Here is a 23,343-nt window from a genome sequence, read left to right as displayed (position 1 = left end):
CGCCGGGCGGTGGCGTTCGTCCGCGACCGCTGCCTGCACGGGGGCCGGAAGGCCCGAGAGGTTCGGAGGGCGCGGGGGACGGCCGGCGACCGGAGGGCGCTCAGCCCGCCAGACGCGGCGTCCTCGCGGAGATCGACGTGACGGAGGCCGAGGGCGGCGACTTGCCGGCGGCAAGGCCCGTGCCGGCGTGCGCGATGGCGAACTGCACGAGTTCGTCGAATGCAATCGGGCGTGCGAACAGATACCCCTGCGCATAGGCCACGTTGCGCTCGCGCAGGTACGCCGCCTGCATTTCGTTTTCCACGCCCTCGGCCACGATGGTCATCTCGAGGCGCTCGGCCAGATGGATGATCGAGTCGCAGATGTTGCGCGTGACGACGTCGTCCGCGGTCACGGGCAAGAATTCCTTGTCGATCTTCAGGTAATTGAAGTCGTAGCGCTTGAGGTAGCCGATGGAATTGTTCTCGGCGCCGAAGTCGTCGAGCGCGGTTTCGATGCCGCGCCGCTGGAGTTCGGCCATCACGTTGCGCGCCGCGGCCGTGTCGCGGATCACGTAACGCTCGGTGATCTCGGCGACGAGCGGATAGGTGTCGTTGAGCGAGCCGTAGTAGCGCTCGATATCGTTGACGATCGTGGTGTCGCGCAAGTGCCTTTCGGCCAGGTTGATGCCGATGTGGAAGCCGGTCGGCAAGGCGCCTTTCGAGACGTCGTTGCGGATCTGGCGCAGCAACGCGCGCGTGAGCTCGATGATGAGCCCGTTGCCTTCGGCGATCGGGATGAAGGCGTCCGGACGAACGAGGCCCGCGACCGGATGGTGCCAGCGCACGAGCGCTTCGCAGCCTGCGCAACGGCCGGTGGCGAGCTCCATCACGGGCTGGTAATACACCTTGAATTCGTTACGCCGGATGCCGTGCGCGATCTGCCGCCGCATGAACTGCGCAGGCCCGAGATGGCGGAACGTCATGATCCCCAGCAGGCACGCGACCACGCTGCCGAACGCCAGGAAGATCGGCGCCTGATTGGCGGCGAGCGATCGCATGAGCGACGGGCTGCCGGCGAGCGACGTCACGAAATGCTCCGACGCGAGCGTGACCTGCGCGCCGCGCGTGGCGACGCCCGCCGACTCGAGGCGGGGGCCTTCCGACGTGAGGGCGACGTTGCCCACGGACATTGCCGTCCATGCGAGATCGCTGCTCTTTACGCTGTGCAGCGTCTCGGTGAGGTACACCCCGTCGACGAAGCCGAGCACGCCGTCGGTGGCCGACGTCGGCACGTAGATCGCCAGCGCCGGCGAATCGCTGACATAGGGCGTCCCGCCCACGAGCAGCGCGCGCGTGCCCGTGAGCATGGGCACGAGGTCGGCCGGCAGCGGCATGTTGATGGCCTCGTGGGTGCGAATGACCGACGAGCAATAGAGCTGGCCGCGCGAGACGAGCCAGATGGAACGGAAGTAGGGACTGAGCGTGCCGGCGGCCTGGAGCGAGCTGCCGACCTCGTTGCATGCGCGGCCGACCCATGGGGTCGCGCCCTGCAGCGTGCTCTCGGCCTGCGAGACGATCCGTTCGAGCGCGTCGCGTTGGCGCTCGGCTTCGTCGCGCAGGATCGACTGCGACATGTGGTAGATGCGCAACCAGCCCAGAAAAAGGACGACGACGAGCGTGACCGCCACGACAAGCCCGGTCACCAGCCACTGCACGACTCTGGAGTGTTGAATCATGTTCTGCTGCCAACCATGGAATGAGTGGGCCCTGGCGTGTGCTTCGTGTTGCACGGCACAACTCGTCAATTGACTCTACACGAATCCCCGACAGCGTCCAACGCCCGATAAACCCGCAGGAGACAGGGACGATCCGAGGAAATGACGGGGCCAGGGGGAACTGCCAGTCGCTGATGGATTTACCGAAGACCGCGTTGCGCGGACCCCGGAACGGCGCAACCGGGGATGGCGGAATCGCGACAAAACTTGGCGCAACAGCGATTTACGCATGCTCTACACTTCACTTATTCAATTTCTGGCAAAAATTGGGATAAATCCCAAGTTTTCTGCATATCTGCACGAACTCCGCCAGGAAGTCCGCATTTTCCAAAGCCATTGACGTCAGTCTGTCCATTCCATGTCGAGTCAACCTGCATCCACCCTTTCCGGCGCCCCCACGCCGGCCGCCCAGGGCGCGGCATTTCGCGTGCTGTCGGCGATCAGCTTTTCTCACCTGCTCAACGACATGATTCAGTCGTTGATCCTTGCCATCTATCCGCTGCTCAAGGCCGGTTTTGACCTGAGCTTCGGCCAGGTGGGCCTGATCACGTTGACGTATCAGATCACCGCATCGCTGCTCCAGCCCGTGGTCGGCCTCTACACCGACAAGCACCCGAAGCCGTATTCGCTGCCGGTGGGCATGGGTTTCACGCTGGTGGGCCTGCTGCTGCTCGCCGTGGCGCCGAACTTCGGCGTCCTGCTCGTGGCCGCGGCGCTCGTCGGCATGGGCTCGTCGGTGTTCCATCCGGAATCGTCGCGCGTGGCCCGCATGGCGTCGGGCGGCCGTCACGGCATGGCCCAGTCGTTCTTCCAGGTCGGCGGCAACGTCGGCTCGTCGCTCGGGCCGTTGCTCGCTGCACTCGTCATCGTGCCGCACGGCCGGGGCAGCGTGGCGTGGTTCTCGGTGGCAGCCCTCGTTGCGATTTTCGTGCTGTTCCAGGTGAGCCGTTGGTACGCGGTGCAGCGTGCGGCGAGCCACGGCAAGCCGGCCGCGCGCCGCGGCGGCACGGCGCATCTGTCGCGTGGCAAGGTGATGTTCGCCATCGGCATTCTGCTGGTGCTGATCTTTTCGAAGTACTTCTATCTCGCGAGCATCAGCAGCTATTTCACGTTCTATCTGATCAGCAAGTTCCACGTATCGGTGCAGAGCGCGCAGATACATCTGTTCGTGTTCCTGTTCGCCGTGGCTGCCGGCACGATGATCGGCGGCCCGCTAGGCGACAAGATCGGTCGCAAGTCTGTGATCTGGGGCTCGATTCTCGGCGCGGCGCCCTTCACGCTGATGCTGCCCTACGCGAACCTGTTCTGGACGGGCGTGCTCACCGTCGTGATCGGGCTGGTGCTGGCCTCGGCGTTCTCGGCGATTCTCGTCTATGCGCAGGAGCTGATCCCCGGCAAGGTCGGCACGGTCTCGGGACTGTTCTTCGGCTTCGCGTTCGGCATGGGCGGCGTGGGCGCCGCGGTGCTGGGCGAACTTGCGGATACGACGAGCATCGATTTCGTCTACCACGTGTGCGCGTATTTGCCGCTGCTCGGCATCGTGACGATTTTCCTGCCCGATGTGGAGGGCGCCAGGGCGCACAACAAGGCGCACAGGAAGACGACGGCGGCCTGAGCCGTCCGCCGGCGGCGCCGCCTGCCGATGCCTGCGTGCTGGCCGCACCACGAAAGACGCCGGTCCGAAGTCTCGGGACCGGCGTTTTTTCATGCCTGATTCGGTGCGAGCCGGTGCTCGGAATTACGGCGCGGCGCGCTTTTGCAGTTCCCAGCGGCCGTTGTCGCCCTTTTTGCACGCGGGCAGCTTGAGCTCGACTTCCTGACCCTTCGCATTGAGCAGCACGATCAGATCGCGGCAGGTCTTGTCGTCGGTCTTGTGCGTATTGGTCGGCGTCAGCTTTGCCGTGATGGCGACCGGATTGTGGGTCGATTTGCTGTCCCACGTGAGGGACTCGTTGTCCTCCTTCTTCGACAACGCCTCATTGGCGGCCTTGGCGAGCGCTTCGTTATCGGCCTTGCGCAGATACGCGAGTGGAGAATTGCTCATGAAAGTCAGGTTGGAGGCGGCGAACGCCGGCGCGGCGACACTGGCGCCAATGACGAGCGCCGTGCCAAGCACGGTCGAGCGGGCACGTGACGAGCGGATTTGCGACATTCGGAGTCCTTGAGATTGTCGACGAGGGACGAAGCCTGCGCGGTATCGCGACGCACGGGGCACACGACGCGAACGAGGTGCCTCGGGCGCGGCCGCCGCAGGGAGCACGTCGATCATAAAAGAAACGGGCGACGGCGTCACCTCAGCGCGCTTGCGCGAGCGAACGCATCACTTCGGCGACCTGCCGCAAGGCGGCTTCCAGTGCGGCGTCGGATGCCGGCGAGCCGAACGCAATGCGAAGCGCGGCCGGCGCCGCCTGCCCAGGAGCGGCGAATGCATCGACCGGCGTGATCGCAATGCCGCGTGCGTGCAGCGCGGCCACGACATCGTCGCACCGCACGTGCGCGGGCACCGGCAACAGACGATGAAACGCGCCTGCGTAGCCGGTCGAGCCGAGACCGTCGAGGCAAACCCTTGCAATGGCCTGGCGCCGCGCGGCCATCTCGCGCTTGCGCGCGATCCAGCCGTCGAGCGTGCCGTCGCCCAGCCAGCGCGACGCCAGTTGCGCCATGAGCGGCGCGGCGCTCCACACGCTCGCGCGCATCGCGGCATGCACGCGCGGCGCGAAGTCGGGCGGCGCAATCAGATAGGCGATACGCAGCCCCGGCGCGGCGGGCTTCGACAGACTGCACACCTCGAACGTGCGCTCCGGCGCGAGCGTGCGCAATGGCGGCGGAGCGTCGGCCACCAGAAAGCCGTATGCGCTGTCTTCCACCAGAAGCAGATCGTGACGTCGCGCCACGGCCACCAGCGCCTGCCGCTGTTCGAGCGGCATGACATCGCCCAGCGGGTTGTGCAGCGTGGGCATGGTATAGACCACGCGCAGACGACCGGCGTGAGTGCGACACAGCCTGTCGAGCGCCGACGGGTCGATTCCGGACCCGCCGGGCGCCATGCCGAGCGCGACGAGCGGGATGTCGCGCAACGCGGCCAGCGCCTTCCATCCGGGATAGGTCAATGCTTCCACGCCGACCGGCTCGCCCGCGCGGCATAGCGCCAGTTGTACGACGTCGAGGGCGTGCTGGCCGCCGGCGCAGACGACCAGCGCCTCGGGCGACACCGCTGCGCCATCGCGGCGCGAGAGCCACTGCGCGGCCGCGCGCCGGTCGGCGGGATGCCCGTCGTGCGGCGCGTGCGCGAGCAGCGCGTTGAGATCGCCGCCGGCTGCCGTCTCGCGCAACGCTTGCCGGAAGACGTCCGTCTGTTCCGGCAAAACCGGATAGTTGAACGCCAGATCGACGCCACCCACGGCGCCCGGCGCCGGCGCCCATTGCGCGAATGCGGCGGCCGCGCCCACGGCGGGCGAACGCACGAAGGTGCCGCGGCCGACTTCGCCCACGGCCAGCCCGCGCCGCGCGAGCTCCGCATACACGCGGGTCACGGTCGACGTGGCGAGCCCGTGCGCGTCGGCATACTCGCGCTGCGGAGGCAAGCGAGCGCCGGACGCGAGCTCGCCGGCCGCGATGGCAGCAGTCAGACGTTCGACGTGTTCGAGATAACGGGCATGAGCGGCCATGAATGGAGAATTGATCTCAGGACAATTCAATAATTGCACTGACTTCGTGCCCCGACAATACTAGCCGCCGGACGGTATTTTTTCTCGCTCTTGTCGCGCATCGTCGCGCGCGTGCCCTCGAACTTTCCCCGGCGTTCCCTATGCCCCGCTCCTTACCGCACCCCCCGCGATCGTCCTCGATGGACGAGAGCGCCGCGTCTTTGCGCCGTCACGCGCCATGGGCGATCCCGTTGCTCGCGCTGCAGCTTTTCCTCGTGACGTTCTCCGTCAATCTGCAGGCGCCGCTGGTGCCCCACTACGCGGCGGCGAGCGGCTACGGCGCAGGCGCGCAGGCACTGGCGTTTGCGTGCTACGTGGGCGCGCTCGTGCCGGCGTTGCTGTTTCTCGCGGGGCTGTCGGACCGCGTGGGACGCCGATTGCCGCTGGCCGTCGCGCTCGTGCTGGGTGCGGCGGGCACGTGGCTCACGCTGCGTTGGCCGACTCTCGTCGCGCTCGGTGGCGCACGCGCCTGCTACGGTCTGGCGACCGGGCTGGTCGCCGGCAGCGGTACCGCCTACATGACAGAGTTGTACGGTGAACGCGAAGACGCGGCCGCGCGCGCAGCGGCGCTGGTGGCGGCGTCCACGTCGCTGGGCTTCGGCATGGGCGCGCTGGTGACCGGCGTCTGCCTGGTCATGGCGCCGAGCGCGCTCCCGCCGCTGAGCTTGCCCGCCTATCTGCCCTTCGCGCTGGCGGCGGCGGTCGCGGTCGCCGCCCTGCCGGCCCCGGCCCGCAATTCCCGCGCGCCGTGGCTGCGCTGGCCCGTGCTCGCGCCGGGCACGGCGCCGCTGGGTGTGGCGATCCTGCTGGCGTGGGCGGCGGTCGGCGTGGTCATCGGCGTCGTGCCCGCGGCGCTCGCCGCGCACGGGCATGCGGCATGGGCGGGCTTCGCGACCTTCTTCGTGATATCGACCGGTCTCGCGTTCCAGCCCGCGGCGCGGCGCATGAGCGCGGTGCGCGCCGTGCGCACGGGACTGCTGCTGGTGCCGCTCGGGTTCGCGGTGCTGGCCCTGGGCGTGATCCACGCAAGCCTGCCGGCCTTGCTCGCGGGCGCTGCCGTGGCCAGTTCGGCCTGCTACGGCTTCACCTATCTGGGCGGCCTCGCGGCAGTCAACGCGGCCGTTGCTCCGGCGTTGCGCGCGCGGGCGGCGGCGGGCTACTTCCTGTTCGCGTACTTCGGATTCTCGGTGCCCGTGATCACGAGCGGCTGGCTGGCCGACCATTTCGGCATGCCGGTCGCGCTCGCACTGTTTACCGCCGCACTGACTGCGGGCAGCGCCGCATTGGCGGTCACGCTGCGCCGCGCGCAGGCATCGGTCACGCGCCCGGTTTGAGACGCTTGCCGCCCGCGGCATTGCCAGCATTGCCGGTGTTGCCGCCGCTGCCGGGGCTTACGTAGGCTCCGGTGCCGTGCAACTGGTCTTCGGCCAGTTCCAGTGCGCGCACGGCGCCGCGCCCCTTGCGGGCGAGCAGCATCTCGACGAGCGTTTCCACCACTGCAATGCCGGCCGTGATGGACGGGAAGAACGATGGGCTGTCGTGCGAGAAAAGCACCGTCACGTCGGCGTCGAGCGCGAGCGGCGAAACGGTGGAGTCGGTGAGTGCGAGCACGCGCGCTCCCGCCGCGCGCGCGGCGCGCGCGACGATCAGCGCCTCGTTGGAATACGGCGCGAAGCTGATCACCACCACCACATCGCGCGCCGACAGCGCTCGCAACTCCATCTCGAGCGTGCCTGCCTCGCCGCGAATCAGGTGCACCGTCGGCCGGAACAGCCGGTAGACGTACTGGAACGTGAACGCGATCGGGAAGCACGCCCGGAAGCCGGCCACGTGGACGGTGCCCGCTCCCGCCAGCAGATCGACGGCGGCGCTCAGCGATGCGCCCGCGCCCGCCTCGGTCAGATCGAGGTTATTGTGCTGCACGCGAAACATCTCCGGCACCATGCGCGCCGCGTCGCCCTCGCGGATGACTTGCCGCGCGCGGCTCGCGTAAGGCTGGGGCCCCAACCGGATCGATTCGAGGAACAGCTCGCGCAGACCGTGCCAGCCCTCGAAACCGAGATGCTGGGCGAGCCGCACGAACGTGGCAGGCTGCACGCCGGCTTGCGACGCGATGGCCCGCATCGAACTGATGGGCACCTGCTGCGGATGGTCGAGCAGAAAACGCGCGCCCGCCTGGAACTGCGGACTTAACTGAGGGTAACGCTCGCGCAGCAGCGCGTTGAGCTGCTCGAGCGTCTGCGGCAGCGCGGGGGGGTGTGTCATTGGGGATGGCAACACGGCGTCGGAACAATGTAACGATTGTTGCATGAAATTCGCCGCGCGCGCACGCGATTTGTCCGGCGGCAACGCATGGCGGCGACGCCGCGAGTGTGGCAGAGGCGTTACAAAAACTGTTGCGTTCGAGTTGTTAATGAAACATATGTTGCAATGAACCGACGATCGGCATACACTAGGCGGCATCGTTCGCACGCCGGTGCGCCGGGTGGCCATCGGGCGACGGTCATCTTTTCGTCAGAGGTCCAGGCATGACTGCAGGCATGACTCACGTGTTTCACCGCAATCCGCGCCAGACGTTGCCCGTCGCCGTCGGCGGCCAGGGAATCGAGCTGATCGACAGCACCGGCAAGCGCTATCTCGACGCCTGCGGCGGGGCGGCCGTCTCGTGCCTGGGGCACGGTCATCCGCGCGTCATCGAGGCCATGCAGCAACAGGCGGCGCAACTCGCCTACGCCCACACCTCGTTCTTCACGACGGAGGTGGCCGAACAACTGGCCGACACGCTCGCGGCGAGCGCCCCCGGCGATCTGAATCATGTCTACTTCGTGAGCGGCGGCTCCGAAGGCGTGGAGGCGGCGCTCAAGCTCGCGCGCCAGTACTTCGTCGAGATCGGCCAACCGCAGCGTCAATACTTCATCGCGCGCCGCCAGAGCTATCACGGCAACACGCTCGGCGCGCTCGCCATTGGCGGCAATGCGTGGCGTCGCGAGCCGTTCCTGCCGCTGCTCGTGCCGGCGCATCACGTCTCGCCGTGCTTCGCCTATCGCGAGCGCCGCGACGGCGAGAGCGACGCCGCCTACGTGCAGCGGCTGGCCGATGAACTCGAAGCGAAGATCCTCGCGCTCGGCGGCGACAAGGTCATTGCGTTCGTGGCGGAAACCGTCGTTGGGGCGACCGCTGGCGCCGTGCCGCCGGTGGCCGACTACTTCCGGCGTATTCGCGCCGTATGCGACAAGTACGGCGTGCTGTTGCTGCTCGACGAGGTAATGTCGGGCATGGGCCGCACCGGCCACCTGTTCGCGTGCGAGGAAGACGGCGTCGTGCCCGACATCCTCGTCATTGCGAAGGGCCTCGGCGCCGGCTACCAGCCGATCGGCGCGATGCTGTGTTCCGACCGGATCTATCACGCCGTGGTTGGCGGCTCGGGCTTCTTCCAGCACGGCCACACGTATCTCGGGCACGCCATGGCGTGCGCCGCGGCGCTTGCCGTGCAGCGCACGATCGCCGAGGAGAATCTGCTGGAGAACGTGAAGGCGCGCGGCGAGCAATTGCGTGCGGGACTGCGCGAGGTCTTCGCCGACCATCCGAACGTGGGCGACGTGCGTGGACGCGGCCTCTTCGTGGGCGTCGAATTCGTGGCCGAGCGCACGAGCAGGCAGACGCTGCCGGCAGCCGACAAGATGCACGCGCGCCTGAAGGCCGCGGCCAAGGCGCGCGGACTGCTCATCTATCCGATGGGCGGCACGGTCGACGGCGTGCATGGTGACCACGCGCTGATCGCGCCGCCGTTCATCTGTCAGCCAGGTGATATCGACCGTATCGTCGAATTGCTGGCGCTGTCCGTCGCCGATGTGACCGGCGTTCCCGCAAAGGTTGGAGGCGCGGCATGACGCGAGCCTTTGCACTGGCCGTCGCGCCCAACGGCGCGCGCCGCACGCACGCCGACCATCCGGCGCTGCCGATGACGCCGGACGAGCTCGGTGCGTGCGCCAAGGCGTGTCTCGACGTCGGCGCGGCAATGATTCACCTGCACGTGCGCAAGGCCGACGGCACGCACAGCCTGGAAGTTCCCGATTACACGGCGGCCATTGCGGCCGTGCGGCGCGCGGTCGGCAACGAGCTCGTACTGCAGGTGACGACCGAAGCGGTCGGCATCTACGCTCCGGCGCAACAGATCGCGACGGTGCGTGCATTGCATCCGGAAGCAATCTCCGTCGCGCTGCGCGAGATATTGCCGGATGCCGCGCATGCCCCGGCCGCCGAAGCGTTTTTCGAATGGTTGTGGCAGGAACGCATTACGGCGCAGTACATCCTGTACGACACGGAGGACGTGGCGCATTACTGGCGTCTGCGCGCAAGCGGTGCGATCCGGCCGGGACGTCACTGGGTTCTCTTCGTGTTGGGGCGGTACAGCAAGGGACAGTTGTCGTCGCCGGCCGATCTGCTGCCGTTGCTCGCCGCCTGGCACGGGGGCCGGGCGCGGGCGGACGCCGAAAACGACGCCACGCCGTGGGCCATGTGCGCGTTCGGCCCGCGCGAGGCCGAGTGCGCGTTGGCGGCCGTGTTGCAAGGCGGCCACGCCCGGATCGGCTTCGAGAACAACCTCTTCCTGCCGGACGGCAGCGTCTCGCCGGGCAACGAGGCTTCGCTGCGCGCACTCACTGCCGCCGCGGTGCCCCTGGCGCTCGCGCCCATGACGGCCGACGCGCTGCGCGAACTCACGCGCTGACCCCAAGCCCGCGCGGCCTTCGCCGCATCGTTTCAGACACGGAACGGAATACACGGCCTGCCCGGCGCCGCCCGACCAGGCCGCTGTAATAGAATCGGCGTAGCCTCGAAGAGGCTCGCGGCGCCGGGGCCGCGCGCGCACGGGGCATCGACTTCGCCCGTCGATCGGGTGATCGAGCCGGCGGATCTGGCGCTGTATCGCGCCAGGCGGCAGGGCAAGCACCGCGCGGAGATGCCGCCGGGCGGTTGGGGGCCGAGAGGGCTCCAGGGAGGACGCATGACCTTCGAGCTGTTCTACTGGCCGGGACTGCAGGGGCGCGGCGAATTCGTCCGCCTTGCATTTGAAGCCACCGGCACGCCGTATGTCGAGATCGTTCGCGGCACCGGGCCCGGACAGGGCCTGGACGGCCTGATGCAGACGATGGACGACCCCGACTGCGTCGATCCGCCCTACGCGCCGCCATTCCTGCGCGTGGGCGACGAACTCATCGGCCAGACGGCCAACATCCTCGCGTATCTCGGGCCGTTGCTCGGGCTCGTCGGCGAGTCGCCGCGCACGCGCCGCTGGGTGAATCAGCTGCAACTCACGCTTGCCGATCTCGTTGCCGAAGTGCATGACGGCCACCATCCGATCGCGAGCCGCCTGTACTACAGCAATCAACGTGCCGAAGCGCGCCGGCGCACGGCCGATCTCATCGAATACCGGCTGCCCAGGTACTTCGACTACTTCGAGCGTGTGCTGGCCCACAACCCCGAGGCCGGCGGCTGGCTCTCCGAAGGGGCGATGTCGTATGCGGATCTGTCGTTGTTCCAGGTCATCGCCGGGCTCTATTACGCATTTCCGCGCGCCATGTCGGGCTTCGCCCGGGCATACCCGCGATGTCGCGCCGTGCATGACGCCGTTGCCCGCCAGCCGCTCGTGGCGGCGTATCTGAAGTCGCCACGCCGCATCGCGTTCAACACCACGGGAATTTTCCGACACTACAAGGCACTGGACCGCACCACGCCGTTCTGAAGCGCGGCGTGGGCGGCGGCTGCCGGATTCGCCGGCAAGGCGGCGCCCGGCCGGTCTTGCCCGCGAGATACGCGCAAGTCGCCCTACTCGGGAAGTGTCGCGTCGCCGGCGTTGAGCGGGCGTTGCATGAGAACAGTATCGACCCAGCGGCCGAACTTGAAGCCGACCGACGCGAGCGTGCCGGCATGCCGGAATCCGCACGCGGCGTGCAGCGCCAGCGATGCGGCGTTGCCGCTGTCGCCGACGTTGGCGATGAGCTGCCGCCACGGCCCGTTCTCGCAGCGCGCGATGAGCGTGAGGAGGAGCGCCCGGCCAACGCCCTGCCCGACGGCGTCCGCGGCGACGTACACCGAGTCTTCGAGCGTGAAGCGGTAGGCCGAGCGCGGCCGGTAATGCGTCGCGTAGGCGTAGCCGAGCACCCTGCCCTCGCGTTCGGCGACGAGATACGGCAGCCCCGCCTCGCACACTTTTGCACAGCGCGCGCGCATCTGGGCCTCGTCCGGCGGCACCTCTTCGAACGACGCCGATCCCGTGAGCACGTGATGCGCATAGATCGCGGTGATCGCCGGCAAGTCGGCGTCGCGCACGGGGCGCACCATGCATGCGTTGCGCGCGAGTTCGGTGCCCGGGCGTTGCGCCGCGGCGGGCGCGGCGGGCCCGGCGGACGCAGGAGCGGAACGCGAGGACGGGGACGAGGACGAGGACGAGGACGGGGGCGAGGACATACGAACGGGCCGGCGTGTCGGGTTTCAGGAAGGTGTCAGGAAGGTTCCTGGACGAGTTCAGGACGATCGCGGGACGATCGGATGGCGGCGTTGCATGTGCCGCACGGTTGCCCGCGAATCCTCATTGGGGGCAGTTTGCACCCCGCCGACCCATAAGGGAAGCTTGTGTTCGTTATGAGATGCATAAGCTTTACTTTGAGACGTCAGACGGGTCTTTCACTGGCGGCGCCGGCAGACGCCGCCGCACGCGGCGTCTGCGCGTGTGCGTCGTCGGAAGACTGGCCCGCGTTCATGGCGTCGAGCCGCTGTCGCACAAAGCCGATGTGTTCGCGCAGCACGTAAAACTGGTCGGCATACGCGAGCGGAATCTTCAGGCGATTGACGGCCGCCTCGATGGCGTCGAGCCGATGACGCAGACTCTTGTATTCGATGTGAGCGTCGTCGGCGAGCGCTTCGCGTTCGAGCGCAATGAGCGCGCCGTACCAGCGATAGAGCCGCGACTTCACGCGCCAGCTATACAGCGACGGCACCAGCCGGAACGCCGGAATCAACACCACGATGATGGGCACGAGCAGCACGATGATGCGGTCGGCCAGGCTCGCGATCCAGAACGGCAGATGGCGGTACAGGAAGCCCTTGCCCGACTGGTAGTAGCGCGCGGCGTCGTCCGAGAGCGGGAATTCGTGCACTTGCGACGACGGAAATTCCCCGGCGCGCTGCAGCAGGTTCGCCTTGCCGTGCACCTCCCGAGCGGCTTCGATCAGCAGATCGGATAGCGCCGGATGCAGGCTGTCGCGCGCGACGAGCTCGACCGTGGGACTGATCACGTGCACCGGCTGCGCGGGCAGGTTGCGCCCGAGGTCGAATACGCCGCGAGGCAGCGTCAACGGGTTCAGATAGGTGAAGCGGCGCGTGTAGGCGTCGGCCTGCGCGAAGTCCATCAGGCGCACGCCCGGCGTGCGGATGAGCTTGCCCATCGTCGGGCCGGTCGCCGTGTCGCCGGTGAGCATCGCGGCGTCGACGCGGCCGTCGATGAGCGCCTGCGCGGCTTCCTGTCCGTCATACGCCGTGAGCGTGGTTGGCCCGCCCGGCTCGATGCCGTTGGCCTTGAGCAGCGTGAGGGCGAGCGCGCGAGCCCCGCTTCCTTCCCGGCCGATGGCGATGCGCTTGCCCGCGAAGTCCGACAGCTTGGTGACGCGCTCGCCGCGATAGAACACGGAGATCGGGGCGTAGAAGACGCTGCCGAGCGAGACGAGGCCGTCGACGTCGAGCCCGGCGGACACGCCGCCTTGCACGAGGCCCAGATCGACGTTCTGGCGGGTGTCCGCGAGGCGCTCGATATTCTGGCGCGAGCCCTCCGAACTCAGCACGTTGAGCGTGATGTCGTTGCGCGCGAGGATCTCCTTGTAACGCTGCGCGGCGTTCCAGAAGGAGCTGCCTTGCGGCCCTGCGCTTATCGTCACGGTGCGCGGCGGCGCCGGCTGCACGAGCCACACGGCGAGCCAGATGGCCGCGATCGCCACGAGCACGACGGGGCCGAACGAGACGGCGAGATCTCGCCACGAAATCGCCACGAAGCGCGCGCGCAATCGCCGGTGAGCGGGTGGAGTCGAGTCGGTCGTCATTGAGAAGGCGGGCTTGTCCAACACCCGGCTGATCATACGCCATCCGCGGACTTAACCGGACACGCGCGGCGCGAGCCGCCGCATCAGGAAAGATCGAACACCACGTCCCGGTCGAGCGGATACACCGGGCGTCTTACCCGCGAGAACGGAAACAGCGCGTAGTTCGAGCTCGTCACGCCGTTGCTGTCGCACTCGACCAGCCCCGCGGAAATGGGCACGAACACCGGCCGGCAGTACATGCGCGACTTGAGCAGCAGGAAGCGCTCGCTGCGCGGATCCAGCCCGACGCATGTGAACACGCCGTGATCCCACGGCTCGTGGGTGCGCTCCGTCACCACGATGCGAGCCGGTCCAATGTCGAACAGCACCGTGCGCCCCATGCAGCAGCGCTGGCCCGTGTACGTCGGTCCGGTGACGACGTATTCGCCGTTGCTGATCTTGCGCACGATGCCGGTGAGCACGGGCGGCGTCTTCGTGATGCCGAGCTGCGTGAGCGGCCGCTTGTTGCCGAGCGCGAGCGTGACTTCGGCGCCCTCGCCCGCGGCGATCAGCGTCGCCACGGCTTGCGGGTCGCACAGCGGGCCGACACCGATGCCCGTGAGGCCGCCGGCGAGCGCGGCCTCGAGCACGTCCATCGTGTCGCAGGTGCCGCCCGACATGCAGTTGTCGCTGTGATCGAGCAGCAGCACCGGCTTGTCGGCGCCGTCGGCCAGTCGCTTCGCTTCGGCAATCGATTCGGCGAGCGGTGCGCTGCGATAGACGAAGCCGTCGCGCTCGTCCCACGCCTGTGCCGCGATCCGGTCGGCCACCGCTTGCGCGCGCGCCACGCCGTCTTCGCCGTCCGGCGCAGTCACGACGACGCTGATGCAAGGCGCGGCAATGTCGGCGAGCGAGAAGCCCGAAAATACCGAGACGGCCGGGATACCCTCCTCGGTCTCGGCACGTCGCGCGGCGTCCAGCGCGCGCTTCATCGCTCCCCCGTGGCTCGTGCTGCGCAGCGAGTGCACCATCAGCGGCGGCTGGCGCCACACCACCTTCGGGCGACGCTTGCCCGCCAGCATTTCGAAGAGCAGCCGGGCGGCGTGCTCGCCCGTTTCGTACATGTCGACGTGCGGATACGTCTTGAAGCCAACGACGATATCCGCGTTCGCGACGATCTTCGGCGTGACGTTGGCGTGCAGGTCGAGCGCCACGGCAATCGGCGTGCCGGGCGCTGCCGCGCGCACGCGTTCGAGCAGGTCGCCTTCGCCGTCGTCGCTGTTCTCGGCGACCATCGCGCCGTGCAGGTCGAGCAGGATGGCGTCGACGCCGCGCGCGGCCGCCACGATGCGCCGGCACAGTTCGTCATAGGCGCTCGCCGCCACCGGACCGCTCGGGTTGGCGCTGGCGGAGACCGGCGTCACCATCTCGGCGCCCGCGGCGTGCGCGAGGTCGATGAAAGCCGACATTGCCGTGCGCATGCCCTTGTTGTCGCGATACGCCTGCTCGTCGTAGGCCGGCCCGTGGTTGCCGAACGCTTCGAGCGGCGTCGGCACCGGAGAGAACGTGTTCGTCTCGTGGTTCATCCGCGCGATCATCACTTTCATGCGACACCTCCCGCGCGTTGCAGCATGGCCTGCAGCAGCACGTTGCAGCCGGCCTCCAGGTGCGCCGGATCGGCGTCCTCGATTTCGTTGTGGCTGATGCCGTCCTTGCACGGCACGAAGATCATCGCCGCCGGCGCAATGCGCGCCAGGTAGACCGCGTCGTGCCCCGCGCCGCTAATGGCGTCCATCGACGAGAGGCCGAGGGCCTGCGCGCCCGCACGGACCGCCTCGACGAGCGCCGGCGCGAACGGCTGCGGCGCAAAGTACACCACCTGCTCGATGGCCACGTCGATGCCGTTCGCACTCAACGCCTTGCACTCGGCGCGCAGCTTGTCGTCGAGCGCGTCGAGCGTGGCGTCGTCCGCGGCGCGCAGGTCGACCGAGAGCTTCACGCGCCCCGGGATCACGTTGCGCGAGTTCGGATAGTTGTCGACCCAGCCGACCGTGCCGCGCGCATGCGGCGCGTGCTCGCACGCGATGCGATTGACGGCCTGAATCAACTGCGCGGCCGCGAGCAGCGCATCGCGGCGCAGCGCCATCGGCGTGGGCCCGGCGTGGGCCTCCATGCCGGTGACGGTAACGTCGTACCAGCGCTGGCCGAGCGCGCCCTGCACGACGCCGATGGTCTTGCCATGCGCTTCGAGCACCGGCCCCTGCTCGATGTGGGCTTCGAAGTACGCGCCCACGGCGCCCGGCTGGCCCACGGCCGGCACCTTGCCGGCATAGCCGATCGCGTTCAGCGCTTCGGACACGCTCACGCCGTCGCGGTCCTTCTGCGCGAGCGCATGCTCCAGGGTGAACGCGCCGGCGTAGACGCCCGAGCCCATCATCACCGGCACGAATCGCGAGCCTTCTTCGTTGGTCCACACGGCGACTTCCAGCGGCGCTTCCGTCACGATGCCGTTGTCGTCGAGCGTGCGCAGCACCTCGAGGCCGGCCAGTACGCCGTAGTTGCCGTCGAACTTGCCGCCGGTCGGCTGCGTGTCGATGTGGCTGCCGGTCATGACGGGCGGCAGCGCGTCGTTGCGGCCGGCGCGGCGCGCGAAGATGTTGCCGATGGCGTCGATGCGCACCGTGCAGCCGATCTCTTTCGCCCACTTCACGAAGAGGTCGCGCCCCTGCCGGTCGAGATCGGTCAGGGCCAGGCGGCAGACGCCGCCCTTGGCGGTCGCGCCGATGCGCGCGAGTTGCATGAGGCTGTCCCACAGGCGCGCGCCGTCGACGCGCACTGCGGCAGCCGGTTGATCGAGACGTTCCATGTTCATGAGTCCTTCAGGGCACGCGCGGCGCTCTCGCGTTGCGCCGACGCATGCGTTGGCCAATGGCGCGCCCGCCCTACGGCTGGAAGCGGCGCGCCGGGGAAGCGACAAGCGCGCGGATCACGCAACGCCCACGCCCAGGTAACGGTCCTTGACGACCTCGTCGGCGAGGAACGCGGCGTTGTCCGCGCCATACACGATCACACCCTGCTCGACGATGTAATGCCGGTCGGCGAGCTGGGTGCAGACTTCCAGATTCTGTTCGACGAGCAGGATCGCCACGCCCGCCTGCTTGATGAGCTTTAACTGCGCCACGATTTCCTCGACGATGACCGGCGCGAGACCTTCGACCGGTTCGTCGAGCATGAGCAGGCGCGGATGGTTCATGAGCGCGCGGCCGATCGCGAGCATCTGCTGTTCGCCGCCCGAGAGCTGCGCGCCGCCGTTCTTGCGGCGCTCCTGCAGGCGCGGGAAGATGCGATAGATGTCCGCGAGCTGCCACGGTGAATCGCGGCGCGCGCCGAGCTTGAGGTTCTCTTCGACCGTGAGCAGCTTGAAGATGCCGCGATGCTCGGGCACGAAGCACACGCCGCGCGCCGCGATGCGATGCGCCGGCTGCCCAGCGATGGGCTTGCCGAGAAACGAGATGCTTCCCGCCCGGGGCGCGACCACGCCCGCGATGCTCTTGAGCGTGGTGGACTTGCCGGCGCCGTTGCGACCGAGCAGCGTGACGAGCTCGCCGTCGCCGACATTGAGCGAGACGCCCTGCAGGATGTGGCTCTTGCCGTAATAGCTGTGAATGCCTGCGACCTCGAGAATCATGCACGGCCTCCGGTGATCATGTTGCCGAGATAGGCGGCGCGCACGCGGTCGTCGGCCCGAATGGCGTCCGGCCGGCCCTCGACGAGCACCCGCCCCTGCTGCATCACGGTGATCGTGTCGGAGATGTCCATTACGATGTTCATGTTGTGCTCGATGAGCACCACCGTATGGTCCTCGCGCAGGCCGCGGATGAGCTGCTTCATGTCGTCCAGATCGTCGATGCCCATGCCGGAGGTGGGCTCGTCGAGGAAGATCGCCTTGGGGCGCGCGGCCAGCGCCATGCCGACTTCGAGCCGGCGCTGCTGCCCATGCGAGAGCGAGCCTGCCGCCGTGTCGGCGTGACGCGTGAGCGCGAGACGTGTGAGCACGTCGTCGACCACCGACGCGCACGCACGCGGGCCGTCGGCCTTGCGCCAGCACGAGAGGGCCTGACGCGGCGTGACACCGAGCGCCGCGAGGCGCAGGTTCTCGCGCACCGACAGGTTCTGGAACAGTGCCGTGACCTGGAACGAGCGGGCGATGCCGCGCTGCACGCGCCGATAGTCGGCCTCGGTGGTGACGTCGTGACCGTCGAACAGGATGCGCCCGCCCGAGACAGGCACCGTGCCCGTGAGCATGTGAAACAGCGTGGTCTTGCCGGCGCCATTCGGGCCGATGACCGAATGCACCGTGCGCGGCGCCACGCGCAGGTCGACGCCGTGCAGCGCCGTGAACTTGCCGTAGCGCTTGACGATGCCCGAGGCGTCGATGAGGGCTTCGCTCATGTCGGGTCTCCCTGCGAGGTCTGCGGTTCGAGTTTGCCGCGCTTGCCGCTCACGCGCTGCCACAGCGATTCGCCCACGCCCCACAGGCCGCGGTGCATGAACAGGCTCACGGCAATGAGCAGCAGGCCGAGCAGCAGCAGCCAGCGCGGCCACAGCGTGGACAGCCAGTCGGCGGCGAGCACGTAGAATGCCGCGCCCAGCACCGATGCGAACAGATTGCCCGTGCCGCCGATCACGGTCATCACGAGAATCATTTCGCTCGCGTGGTACTCGATGTTCGACAGCGGCGCGATGCCGGTCATCAGCGCGTGCAGTGCGCCGGCCAGGGCGGTGACCGCGCCCGAGATGGCGAACGCCACGAGCTTGAACGTCTTCACGTGATAGCCGATGGCCGCCGCGCGCGTTTCGTTGTCGCGAATGGCGAGCAGCGTGCGGCCGAACACCGAGTCGGCCACGCGCAGCAGCACGGCGAACACGATGAGAAAGATCGCCGCCACGAAGGTGTAGTACTGCCACGGCGTGTCGAGCGGCACGAGCGTCTGTCCGCCGATCGCGAGCGATTTGCGCGGAATATCGAGCAGCCCGTTGTCGCCGCCGGTCCAGTCGGTTGCCGTATAAGCGAGGAAGTAGAACATCTGGGCGCAGGCGAGCGTGAGCATCACGAAGTAAGTGCCCTTTTGCCGGATCGCGAAGCTGCCGACGAGCGCCGCGATGAGCGCCCCCAGCACGATCGAGGCGATGAGCGCGACCGGCATCGGCAGCGCCGTGCGGGTGAGCAAAATGCCCAGCGTGTAGCTGCCCAGGCCGAAGAAGATCCCCTGCCCGAACGACAGCAGGCCGGTGTAGCCGAGCAGCAGGTTGCAGCCGAGGGCGGCCAACGCGTAGACCAGCACCTCGGTGGCCAGCGTGCCCGACGAGAGCGTGAGCGGCAGGATCAGCGTGACGGCGGCCGCGAGCAGCCAAAAGCGGTAGCGTTGCAGCATCATCCCCTCCCGAGCAGGCCGTGCGGGCGCATGAGCAGCACGGCCGCCATCGCCACATAGATCATCAATCGTGCGCCTTCGGGCCACAGCGTGCTCATGAGGCTCTGCACGATGCCGATCACGAGGCCGCCCACGAGCGCGCCCGCGAAGCTGCCCATGCCGCCGATGACGACCACCACGAATGCAATGCCCAGTGCTTCGATGCCCATGAACGGCTCGACGCCGCGCACCGGCGCCGCGAGCACGCCCGCGAGGGCCGCCGTGCCGGCGCCGAGTCCGAACGCAAGGCTGAACACGCGAAACACGTTGATGCCGAGCAGCGACACCATCTCCGACGATTCACTGCCCGCGCGCACGGCGCTGCCAAGGCGCGTGCCTTCGAGCAGCCACCACAATACCGCGGCGAACGCGGCGGTAAAGCCGATGAGGAAGAGCCGGTACTTCGGATAGATGAAGCTGCCCCACATCACCACGCCGTCGAGCGTTTCGGGCACCGCGACGTTATCGCCGAGCGGCCCCCACACGATGATGACGAGCTCCTGCACGACGAGCGCCAGTCCGACGGTCACGAGGATGTGGAATTCGTGCGCCTTCTCGTAGATGTGCGAGAGCAGCACCTTCTCGGCGATCCATGCGATGGCGCCGACGACGATCGGGCACACGATCAGCGCGAGCCAGAACGACAGGCCCCATTGCAGCGCCTGATAGCAGAAATAGGCGCCCAGCAGATAGAAGGCGCCGTGCGCGAAGTTCACGAAGCGCAGCAGCCCGAAGATGATGGACAACCCGACGGCGAGCAGGAAGTACAACATGCCGATCCCGACGCCGTTGATGACTTGCAGCAAATAGACGTTCATGCGCGTCCCGTAAAAACTTGGGTGGACGTGGAACCCCGTGCGCCGTCCGCTTGCGCGGGCCGCACAGACGGCGCATGCGGGTGCGCCGGAGCGTCCCCGCGTGCGGTGGTGCCAGTATTGCCGGTACGGCGGCGTGAGGCCGTCAGGCCATCTTGCACTCGGTCTTGTCGAGCGGCAGGAACGACTTGCCCGCACTCACGATGTCGGCGTAGTCGTCCGCATTCTTCATCTTCGACTTCGGCTTGCCCTTGAGCAGATAGTAATTCTTGAGCACCTGGTGATCGCCCTTGCGAATCTCTTCGGGGCCGGTGAGGCCGTCGTACTTCATGCCCTCCATCGCCGCGATGACCGCCTTGGGCTCGGCGCTGCCCGCCTTGACCATCGCGTCGAGCATGAGCTTCGAGCAGATGTAGGAGCCCGCCAGGCTGTAGTTCGGGTTCTGCTTGAAGCGCTCCTGCGTGCGCTTGACCAGATCCAGGTTCAACGGCGAGGCGACCGCGTGCCAGTACTGCGCACCGAAGTACACGCCGTCGCACAGGTCCGCGCCGAGCGTCTCGAACTGCTCCAGGCCCGAGGCCCAGGCCATCAGGATCGTGCAGTTTTTCTTCATGCCGAAGCTTACGGCCTGACGCAGCGTGTCGGACGACTGCGAGCCGAAGTTCAGGATGAGCAGCACGTCGGGCTTGGCGGCGGCGGCGTTGGTCAAGTAGCCCGAGAATTCCTTCTCGGTGAGCGAGTGGTAGCTGTTGCCCACATGCTCGATGCCCTTTTCCCGGAAGATGTTCTTCGCGGCGGTGAGCAGTCCTTCGCCGAACACGTATTGCGGCGTGATCGTGTACCAGCGCTTGGCCTTGGGCATCGACTCGATGAGCGGGCGCACCGTCTGCTCGATCGCACCGAAGGTCGGCACCGACCAGCGGAACGTGGCGCTGTTGCAGTCCTTGCCGGTGATCTCGTCGGCGCCGGCCGTGGTGATGAAGATGCCGCCGGCCTTCTCGGCTTCCTTGCCCATCGCCAGCGCCTCGGACGACAGAATGCCGCCCGCGAAGAAGCGCGCCCCCTTCTGTTGCGCGATTTCCTGCACGCGGCGGATGGCCGTGGCGGGCTTGCCCTCGGTGTCGAGCGTGGTGTAGGCGAGCGGGCGGCCGAGCACCTTGCCGTACTGCTCGACGATGAGTTTCATGCCGAGATCGGCGAACTTGCCGTTGGCGGCGAAAGGCCCCGACATCGGCACCGGGCACGCCAGCTGAATGGCGCCGGCGCCCTGTGCGAACACGTCGCGAGCGGAGAATAGGGAGGCAGGCAAAGACGCTGCGGCGGCGAGCTTCAACAGTTCACGACGATTCAATTTGGTCTCCAGTGAGGGAGCGATCGTTCAGCGGGTGCAAACGTGCAGCGCGTCACGCGCGAGCCGGCCGGCGCCCTGGAAAATCGACTGAGGCGCGAGCTGACAGTAACGGCTTGCAACGTCCGGGGCCTTATCCCTATTCGTCATATTTATAATGATAAATAGGATGAAATCGATCGTAGGTATAATGCCCCGGAGTGTCAATCGGAAAAAATTCCGGGTCGGCACGGCCGACAATGAGCGAGGCGCCACATGGCATTGGATCCGCAAACGATGCGTGAGCCGTTGGAAATCAAGCAGCAAAAGCGCGGCGATCTCGTCGCCGAATCAATCAAGCGTCTGATTACCGAAGGCAATCTGCTGCCCGGCGACCGGTTGCCGCGCGAAGTGGAATTGCAGCAGATGTTCGGGGTATCGAAGAGCACCATTCGCGAGGCGCTCAAGTCCCTCGAGGTCCAGGGGCTCATCAAGGTGAGCACGGGGCCGTCGGGCGGCGGCATGGTGGTGGAGGTGCCGCTCGAGCGCACGTTCCAGCTCATGCAGAACTATCTGTTCTTCAAGGAAGTGAGCATCGACGACATCTATACGGTGCGTCAGCTGCTCGAGCCGGAACTCGCGGCGGGCGCCGTACCGCATCTGACCGAGGCCGACTTCGCCGCGCTCGAACACAACATGGCGTGCTGCAGTCCGGCGTCGCACGATCGGCGAGAACTGCTGCGCCAGCGTCAGGCCGACGTGGACTTCCACGACATTCTCGCGGCCGCCAATCCGAACAGCTTTCTGCGCTTTACCTGCGAGCTCGTCAACGAGATGATTCGCCAGCTGATCGTGTTCGGCAACGAGACGCCGCGCCGCGAGCACGAGAAGTTCGGCACGGCCAACGTCAACATCCATCGGCAGATCACCGACGCGGCGCGTGCGGGCGACGCGCAGCGCGTGCGCGAACTCATGCAATTTCACATGCAGGAGGCGCGCACCTACATCAAGCGGATGAACGGCAAGCTGCGCGGCCGACTGATTCTCGACTCGGACATCGCCGACATGCAGCAGCGCGTGCGCTCGCAACTCGGCAACGGGACGGCACAGAAGGCGCGCCGCAAGCCGGCGGCGGCAAGCGAGGCGCGCAAGACGCCCGCCAGGCGCAAGGGCTCCGAAGCGCTCGCCGTAGACGTTGGTCCAAACGCTGCCACCGGAGTCGCGTCCAAGGCCGCACCAAGAGGCGTCCCAAAAGCGGTCCCGAAAACAGTCACAAAAGCAGCCTCAAAAACAGTCTCAAAGGCCGTCTCAGGGGCGTCCCGCAAGCGCGCGGCGGCGGACTGAGGCCGCGCCGCGGCGCGCACGGGACGGTCAGCCGATCGGTCCATCGATTGCGATGGGCGATCAACGCGCGTGCGCATCGGCCAGATGAACCGTCAGGCGCTCGAGTGCCCGCACCTGGCGCAATGCCACGCGAAGGTCGCACGTCGAGATCAGGCCGATGCCGCCTTCCTCGTCGCCGAGCGGCTGTCCGTCCCGTTCGTAGACGACGAGCGCACCCACGCCCACCGGCGTGTTGTAGAGCTCGTGCCACGAGAACATCACCGCATAGCCGTCGGCGCCATGCGCGAGCACGTAGGCGCGAGTGAAGTCGCGGGCCTGCGGCAATCGCCACTGCGCAAGGTCGAGCAACGCGGTGAGCCGCACGCCCTTGTAGTCGCCCGCGCCGCGCACCTTCCTTCCCGACAGGCATACCACCTCGAGCGGGCCGGTCAATTGGGTTGGCAGGCGCATGAGCGCACAGAGATCGAACGAGTGGCGTCGCTTGACGCAACCGGAGACGATCACTTCACGCGAGACGCGAGCCGGGCGCGAGGACGCAGGGGAGCAAGGCGAGGCAGGGGCCGCCGCGCACGGCAGCGCACGCGGTGTGTTGCCGGCGGCGATGCGCGGCGCATCGCATGGCGCCGGCGAACGGGGCGAATCGAGAGAGAAGCCGGCGTGCGCGCGCGGGCGGTCGAGAGACATGTCGGGTTCGGCGTATGGGCCTGGGGGCACGGGTCGCCCCAATATAGCGGGCCGGTCCCGTGTGGACATACGAGCCGCCTGATAGGGGCTATTCGCATGTCCACGCCCGTCCACCATCACCACCATCGCTTCCATCGCCAGCGGGGCGGCGCGCCCGTGCGTCG

20 protein-coding genes are annotated in these 23,343 nt (G+C 67.5%); 6 read left to right on the top strand and 14 right to left on the bottom strand.

Annotated elements, in window-relative coordinates; genetic code table 11:
• Window positions 1–100: 100 nt before the first annotated feature.
• On the bottom strand, window positions 101–1,717 hold the full coding sequence (locus PNO31109_RS09695; protein ID WP_150555406.1) for an EAL domain-containing protein: 1,617 nt from the start codon (window positions 1,715–1,717) through the stop codon (window positions 101–103).
• A gap of 397 nt (window positions 1,718–2,114) precedes the next feature.
• Between PNO31109_RS09695 and PNO31109_RS09690 the strand changes: the two genes are divergently transcribed.
• The gene (locus tag PNO31109_RS09690; protein ID WP_150555405.1) at window positions 2,115–3,371 is read left to right on the top strand and encodes an MFS transporter; all 1,257 of its coding nucleotides are present in this window, start codon (window positions 2,115–2,117) and stop codon (window positions 3,369–3,371) included.
• A 123-nt stretch (window positions 3,372–3,494) separates the two neighbouring features.
• Here PNO31109_RS09690 and PNO31109_RS09685 read toward each other — a convergent pair whose 3' ends face one another.
• Window positions 3,495–3,908 (bottom strand): hypothetical protein, encoded by a 414-nt coding sequence (locus PNO31109_RS09685; RefSeq protein ID WP_150555404.1) that lies wholly within the window; start codon window positions 3,906–3,908, stop codon window positions 3,495–3,497.
• 142 nt (window positions 3,909–4,050) lie between these two features.
• On the bottom strand, window positions 4,051–5,424 hold the full coding sequence (locus PNO31109_RS09680) for an aminotransferase-like domain-containing protein (RefSeq protein WP_150555403.1): 1,374 nt from the start codon (window positions 5,422–5,424) through the stop codon (window positions 4,051–4,053).
• A gap of 179 nt (window positions 5,425–5,603) precedes the next feature.
• Between PNO31109_RS09680 and PNO31109_RS09675 the strand changes: the two genes are divergently transcribed.
• Window positions 5,604–6,797, top strand: a complete 1,194-nt coding sequence (locus PNO31109_RS09675; protein WP_150555402.1) for an MFS transporter — start codon at window positions 5,604–5,606, stop codon at window positions 6,795–6,797.
• Here PNO31109_RS09675 and PNO31109_RS09670 read toward each other — a convergent pair.
• On the bottom strand, window positions 6,781–7,728 hold the full coding sequence (locus PNO31109_RS09670) for a MurR/RpiR family transcriptional regulator (RefSeq protein WP_150555401.1): 948 nt from the start codon (window positions 7,726–7,728) through the stop codon (window positions 6,781–6,783). The genes PNO31109_RS09675 and PNO31109_RS09670 overlap by 17 nt on opposite strands.
• 275 nt (window positions 7,729–8,003) lie before the next feature.
• On the opposite strand from PNO31109_RS09670, the gene PNO31109_RS09665 reads away from it, so the two are divergent.
• The 3 genes from PNO31109_RS09665 to PNO31109_RS09655 all read left to right on the top strand — a co-directional run bounded on the left by PNO31109_RS09665 (window position 8,004) and on the right by PNO31109_RS09655 (window position 11,206).
• Window positions 8,004–9,353, top strand: a complete 1,350-nt coding sequence (locus tag PNO31109_RS09665; RefSeq protein WP_150555400.1) for an aspartate aminotransferase family protein — start codon at window positions 8,004–8,006, stop codon at window positions 9,351–9,353.
• A complete protein-coding gene (locus PNO31109_RS09660; protein ID WP_150555399.1) occupies window positions 9,350–10,192 on the top strand; it encodes a beta-keto acid cleavage family enzyme in 843 nt (280 codons plus the stop codon). The genes PNO31109_RS09665 and PNO31109_RS09660 overlap by 4 nt, the downstream gene beginning before the upstream one ends.
• A 276-nt stretch (window positions 10,193–10,468) precedes the next feature.
• On the top strand, window positions 10,469–11,206 hold the full coding sequence (locus PNO31109_RS09655; RefSeq protein ID WP_150555398.1) for a glutathione S-transferase: 738 nt from the start codon (window positions 10,469–10,471) through the stop codon (window positions 11,204–11,206).
• Between the two features lie 83 nt (window positions 11,207–11,289).
• Here the strand turns inward: PNO31109_RS09655 and PNO31109_RS09650 are convergent, their stop codons facing one another.
• The 9 genes from PNO31109_RS09650 to PNO31109_RS09610 all read right to left on the bottom strand — a co-directional run bounded on the left by PNO31109_RS09650 (window position 11,290) and on the right by PNO31109_RS09610 (window position 21,175).
• A complete protein-coding gene (locus tag PNO31109_RS09650; RefSeq protein ID WP_150555397.1) occupies window positions 11,290–11,805 on the bottom strand; it encodes a GNAT family N-acetyltransferase in 516 nt (171 codons plus the stop codon).
• Window positions 11,806–12,134: 329 nt separating this feature from the next.
• Window positions 12,135–13,556: a TAXI family TRAP transporter solute-binding subunit gene (locus PNO31109_RS09645; RefSeq protein WP_241014038.1), complete on the bottom strand. Its 1,422-nt coding sequence runs from the start codon at window positions 13,554–13,556 to the stop codon at window positions 12,135–12,137.
• Between the two features lie 83 nt (window positions 13,557–13,639).
• The gene (locus PNO31109_RS09640; RefSeq protein ID WP_150555396.1) at window positions 13,640–15,142 is read right to left on the bottom strand and encodes a M81 family metallopeptidase; all 1,503 of its coding nucleotides are present in this window, start codon (window positions 15,140–15,142) and stop codon (window positions 13,640–13,642) included.
• On the bottom strand, window positions 15,139–16,401 hold the full coding sequence (locus tag PNO31109_RS09635) for a Zn-dependent hydrolase (RefSeq protein ID WP_150555395.1): 1,263 nt from the start codon (window positions 16,399–16,401) through the stop codon (window positions 15,139–15,141). The genes PNO31109_RS09640 and PNO31109_RS09635 overlap by 4 nt, the downstream gene beginning before the upstream one ends.
• 120 nt (window positions 16,402–16,521) lie before the next feature.
• Window positions 16,522–17,223, bottom strand: coding sequence for an ABC transporter ATP-binding protein (locus tag PNO31109_RS09630; RefSeq protein ID WP_150555394.1), 702 nt, complete (start codon window positions 17,221–17,223; stop codon window positions 16,522–16,524).
• Window positions 17,220–17,987 carry an ABC transporter ATP-binding protein gene (locus tag PNO31109_RS09625; RefSeq protein ID WP_150555393.1) on the bottom strand — a complete coding sequence of 256 codons (768 nt, stop codon included), beginning with the start codon at window positions 17,985–17,987 and terminating at the stop codon, window positions 17,220–17,222. The genes PNO31109_RS09630 and PNO31109_RS09625 overlap by 4 nt, the downstream gene beginning before the upstream one ends.
• Window positions 17,984–18,970, bottom strand: coding sequence for a branched-chain amino acid ABC transporter permease (locus PNO31109_RS09620; RefSeq protein ID WP_150555392.1), 987 nt, complete (start codon window positions 18,968–18,970; stop codon window positions 17,984–17,986). The genes PNO31109_RS09625 and PNO31109_RS09620 overlap by 4 nt, the downstream gene beginning before the upstream one ends.
• Window positions 18,970–19,827, bottom strand: a complete 858-nt coding sequence (locus PNO31109_RS09615) for a branched-chain amino acid ABC transporter permease (protein ID WP_150555391.1) — start codon at window positions 19,825–19,827, stop codon at window positions 18,970–18,972. Before PNO31109_RS09615 ends, PNO31109_RS09620 begins: the two co-directional genes overlap by 1 nt.
• A gap of 142 nt (window positions 19,828–19,969) precedes the next feature.
• Window positions 19,970–21,175 (bottom strand): ABC transporter substrate-binding protein, encoded by a 1,206-nt coding sequence (locus tag PNO31109_RS09610; RefSeq protein WP_150555390.1) that lies wholly within the window; start codon window positions 21,173–21,175, stop codon window positions 19,970–19,972.
• A gap of 252 nt (window positions 21,176–21,427) precedes the next feature.
• Between PNO31109_RS09610 and PNO31109_RS09605 the strand changes: the two genes are divergently transcribed.
• Window positions 21,428–22,495 (top strand): FCD domain-containing protein, encoded by a 1,068-nt coding sequence (locus PNO31109_RS09605; RefSeq protein WP_150555389.1) that lies wholly within the window; start codon window positions 21,428–21,430, stop codon window positions 22,493–22,495.
• Between the two features lie 60 nt (window positions 22,496–22,555).
• On the opposite strand, the gene PNO31109_RS09600 is transcribed toward PNO31109_RS09605, so the two are convergent.
• Window positions 22,556–23,179 carry a molybdopterin-dependent oxidoreductase gene (locus tag PNO31109_RS09600; RefSeq protein WP_174966346.1) on the bottom strand — a complete coding sequence of 208 codons (624 nt, stop codon included), beginning with the start codon at window positions 23,177–23,179 and terminating at the stop codon, window positions 22,556–22,558.
• Window positions 23,180–23,343: the final 164 nt, after the last annotated feature.

Source organism: Pandoraea nosoerga (genome assembly GCF_902459585.1).
GTDB classification, from domain to species: Bacteria; Pseudomonadota; Gammaproteobacteria; order Burkholderiales; family Burkholderiaceae; genus Pandoraea; species Pandoraea nosoerga.
This window is presented reverse-complemented; position numbering and strand designations above follow the sequence as displayed.

Excerpts from the sequence above, each read along its gene's own strand:
- PNO31109_RS09645 (WP_241014038.1), bottom strand. The coding sequence starts at position 13,556 with ATGACGACCGACTCGACTCCACCCGCTCACCGGCGATTGCGCGCGCGC.
- PNO31109_RS09675 (WP_150555402.1), top strand. The coding sequence starts at position 5,604 with ATGGACGAGAGCGCCGCGTCTTTGCGCCGTCACGCGCCATGGGCGATC.
- PNO31109_RS09600 (WP_174966346.1), bottom strand. The coding sequence starts at position 23,179 with ATGTCTCTCGACCGCCCGCGCGCGCACGCCGGCTTCTCTCTCGATTCG.
- PNO31109_RS09680 (WP_150555403.1), bottom strand. The coding sequence starts at position 5,424 with ATGGCCGCTCATGCCCGTTATCTCGAACACGTCGAACGTCTGACTGCT.
- PNO31109_RS09690 (WP_150555405.1), top strand. The coding sequence starts at position 2,115 with ATGTCGAGTCAACCTGCATCCACCCTTTCCGGCGCCCCCACGCCGGCC.
- PNO31109_RS09625 (WP_150555393.1), bottom strand. The coding sequence starts at position 17,987 with ATGAGCGAAGCCCTCATCGACGCCTCGGGCATCGTCAAGCGCTACGGC.
- PNO31109_RS09685 (WP_150555404.1), bottom strand. The coding sequence starts at position 3,908 with ATGTCGCAAATCCGCTCGTCACGTGCCCGCTCGACCGTGCTTGGCACG.
- PNO31109_RS09630 (WP_150555394.1), bottom strand. The coding sequence starts at position 17,223 with ATGATTCTCGAGGTCGCAGGCATTCACAGCTATTACGGCAAGAGCCAC.
- PNO31109_RS09665 (WP_150555400.1), top strand. The coding sequence starts at position 8,004 with ATGACTCACGTGTTTCACCGCAATCCGCGCCAGACGTTGCCCGTCGCC.
- PNO31109_RS09620 (WP_150555392.1), bottom strand. The coding sequence starts at position 18,970 with ATGCTGCAACGCTACCGCTTTTGGCTGCTCGCGGCCGCCGTCACGCTG.
- PNO31109_RS09650 (WP_150555397.1), bottom strand. The coding sequence starts at position 11,805 with ATGGTGCGCCCCGTGCGCGACGCCGACTTGCCGGCGATCACCGCGATC.
- PNO31109_RS09615 (WP_150555391.1), bottom strand. The coding sequence starts at position 19,827 with ATGAACGTCTATTTGCTGCAAGTCATCAACGGCGTCGGGATCGGCATG.
- PNO31109_RS09655 (WP_150555398.1), top strand. The coding sequence starts at position 10,469 with ATGACCTTCGAGCTGTTCTACTGGCCGGGACTGCAGGGGCGCGGCGAA.
- PNO31109_RS09635 (WP_150555395.1), bottom strand. The coding sequence starts at position 16,401 with ATGGAACGTCTCGATCAACCGGCTGCCGCAGTGCGCGTCGACGGCGCG.
- PNO31109_RS09605 (WP_150555389.1), top strand. The coding sequence starts at position 21,428 with ATGGCATTGGATCCGCAAACGATGCGTGAGCCGTTGGAAATCAAGCAG.
- PNO31109_RS09695 (WP_150555406.1), bottom strand. The coding sequence starts at position 1,717 with ATGATTCAACACTCCAGAGTCGTGCAGTGGCTGGTGACCGGGCTTGTC.
- PNO31109_RS09640 (WP_150555396.1), bottom strand. The coding sequence starts at position 15,142 with ATGAAAGTGATGATCGCGCGGATGAACCACGAGACGAACACGTTCTCT.
- PNO31109_RS09670 (WP_150555401.1), bottom strand. The coding sequence starts at position 7,728 with ATGACACACCCCCCCGCGCTGCCGCAGACGCTCGAGCAGCTCAACGCG.
- PNO31109_RS09660 (WP_150555399.1), top strand. The coding sequence starts at position 9,350 with ATGACGCGAGCCTTTGCACTGGCCGTCGCGCCCAACGGCGCGCGCCGC.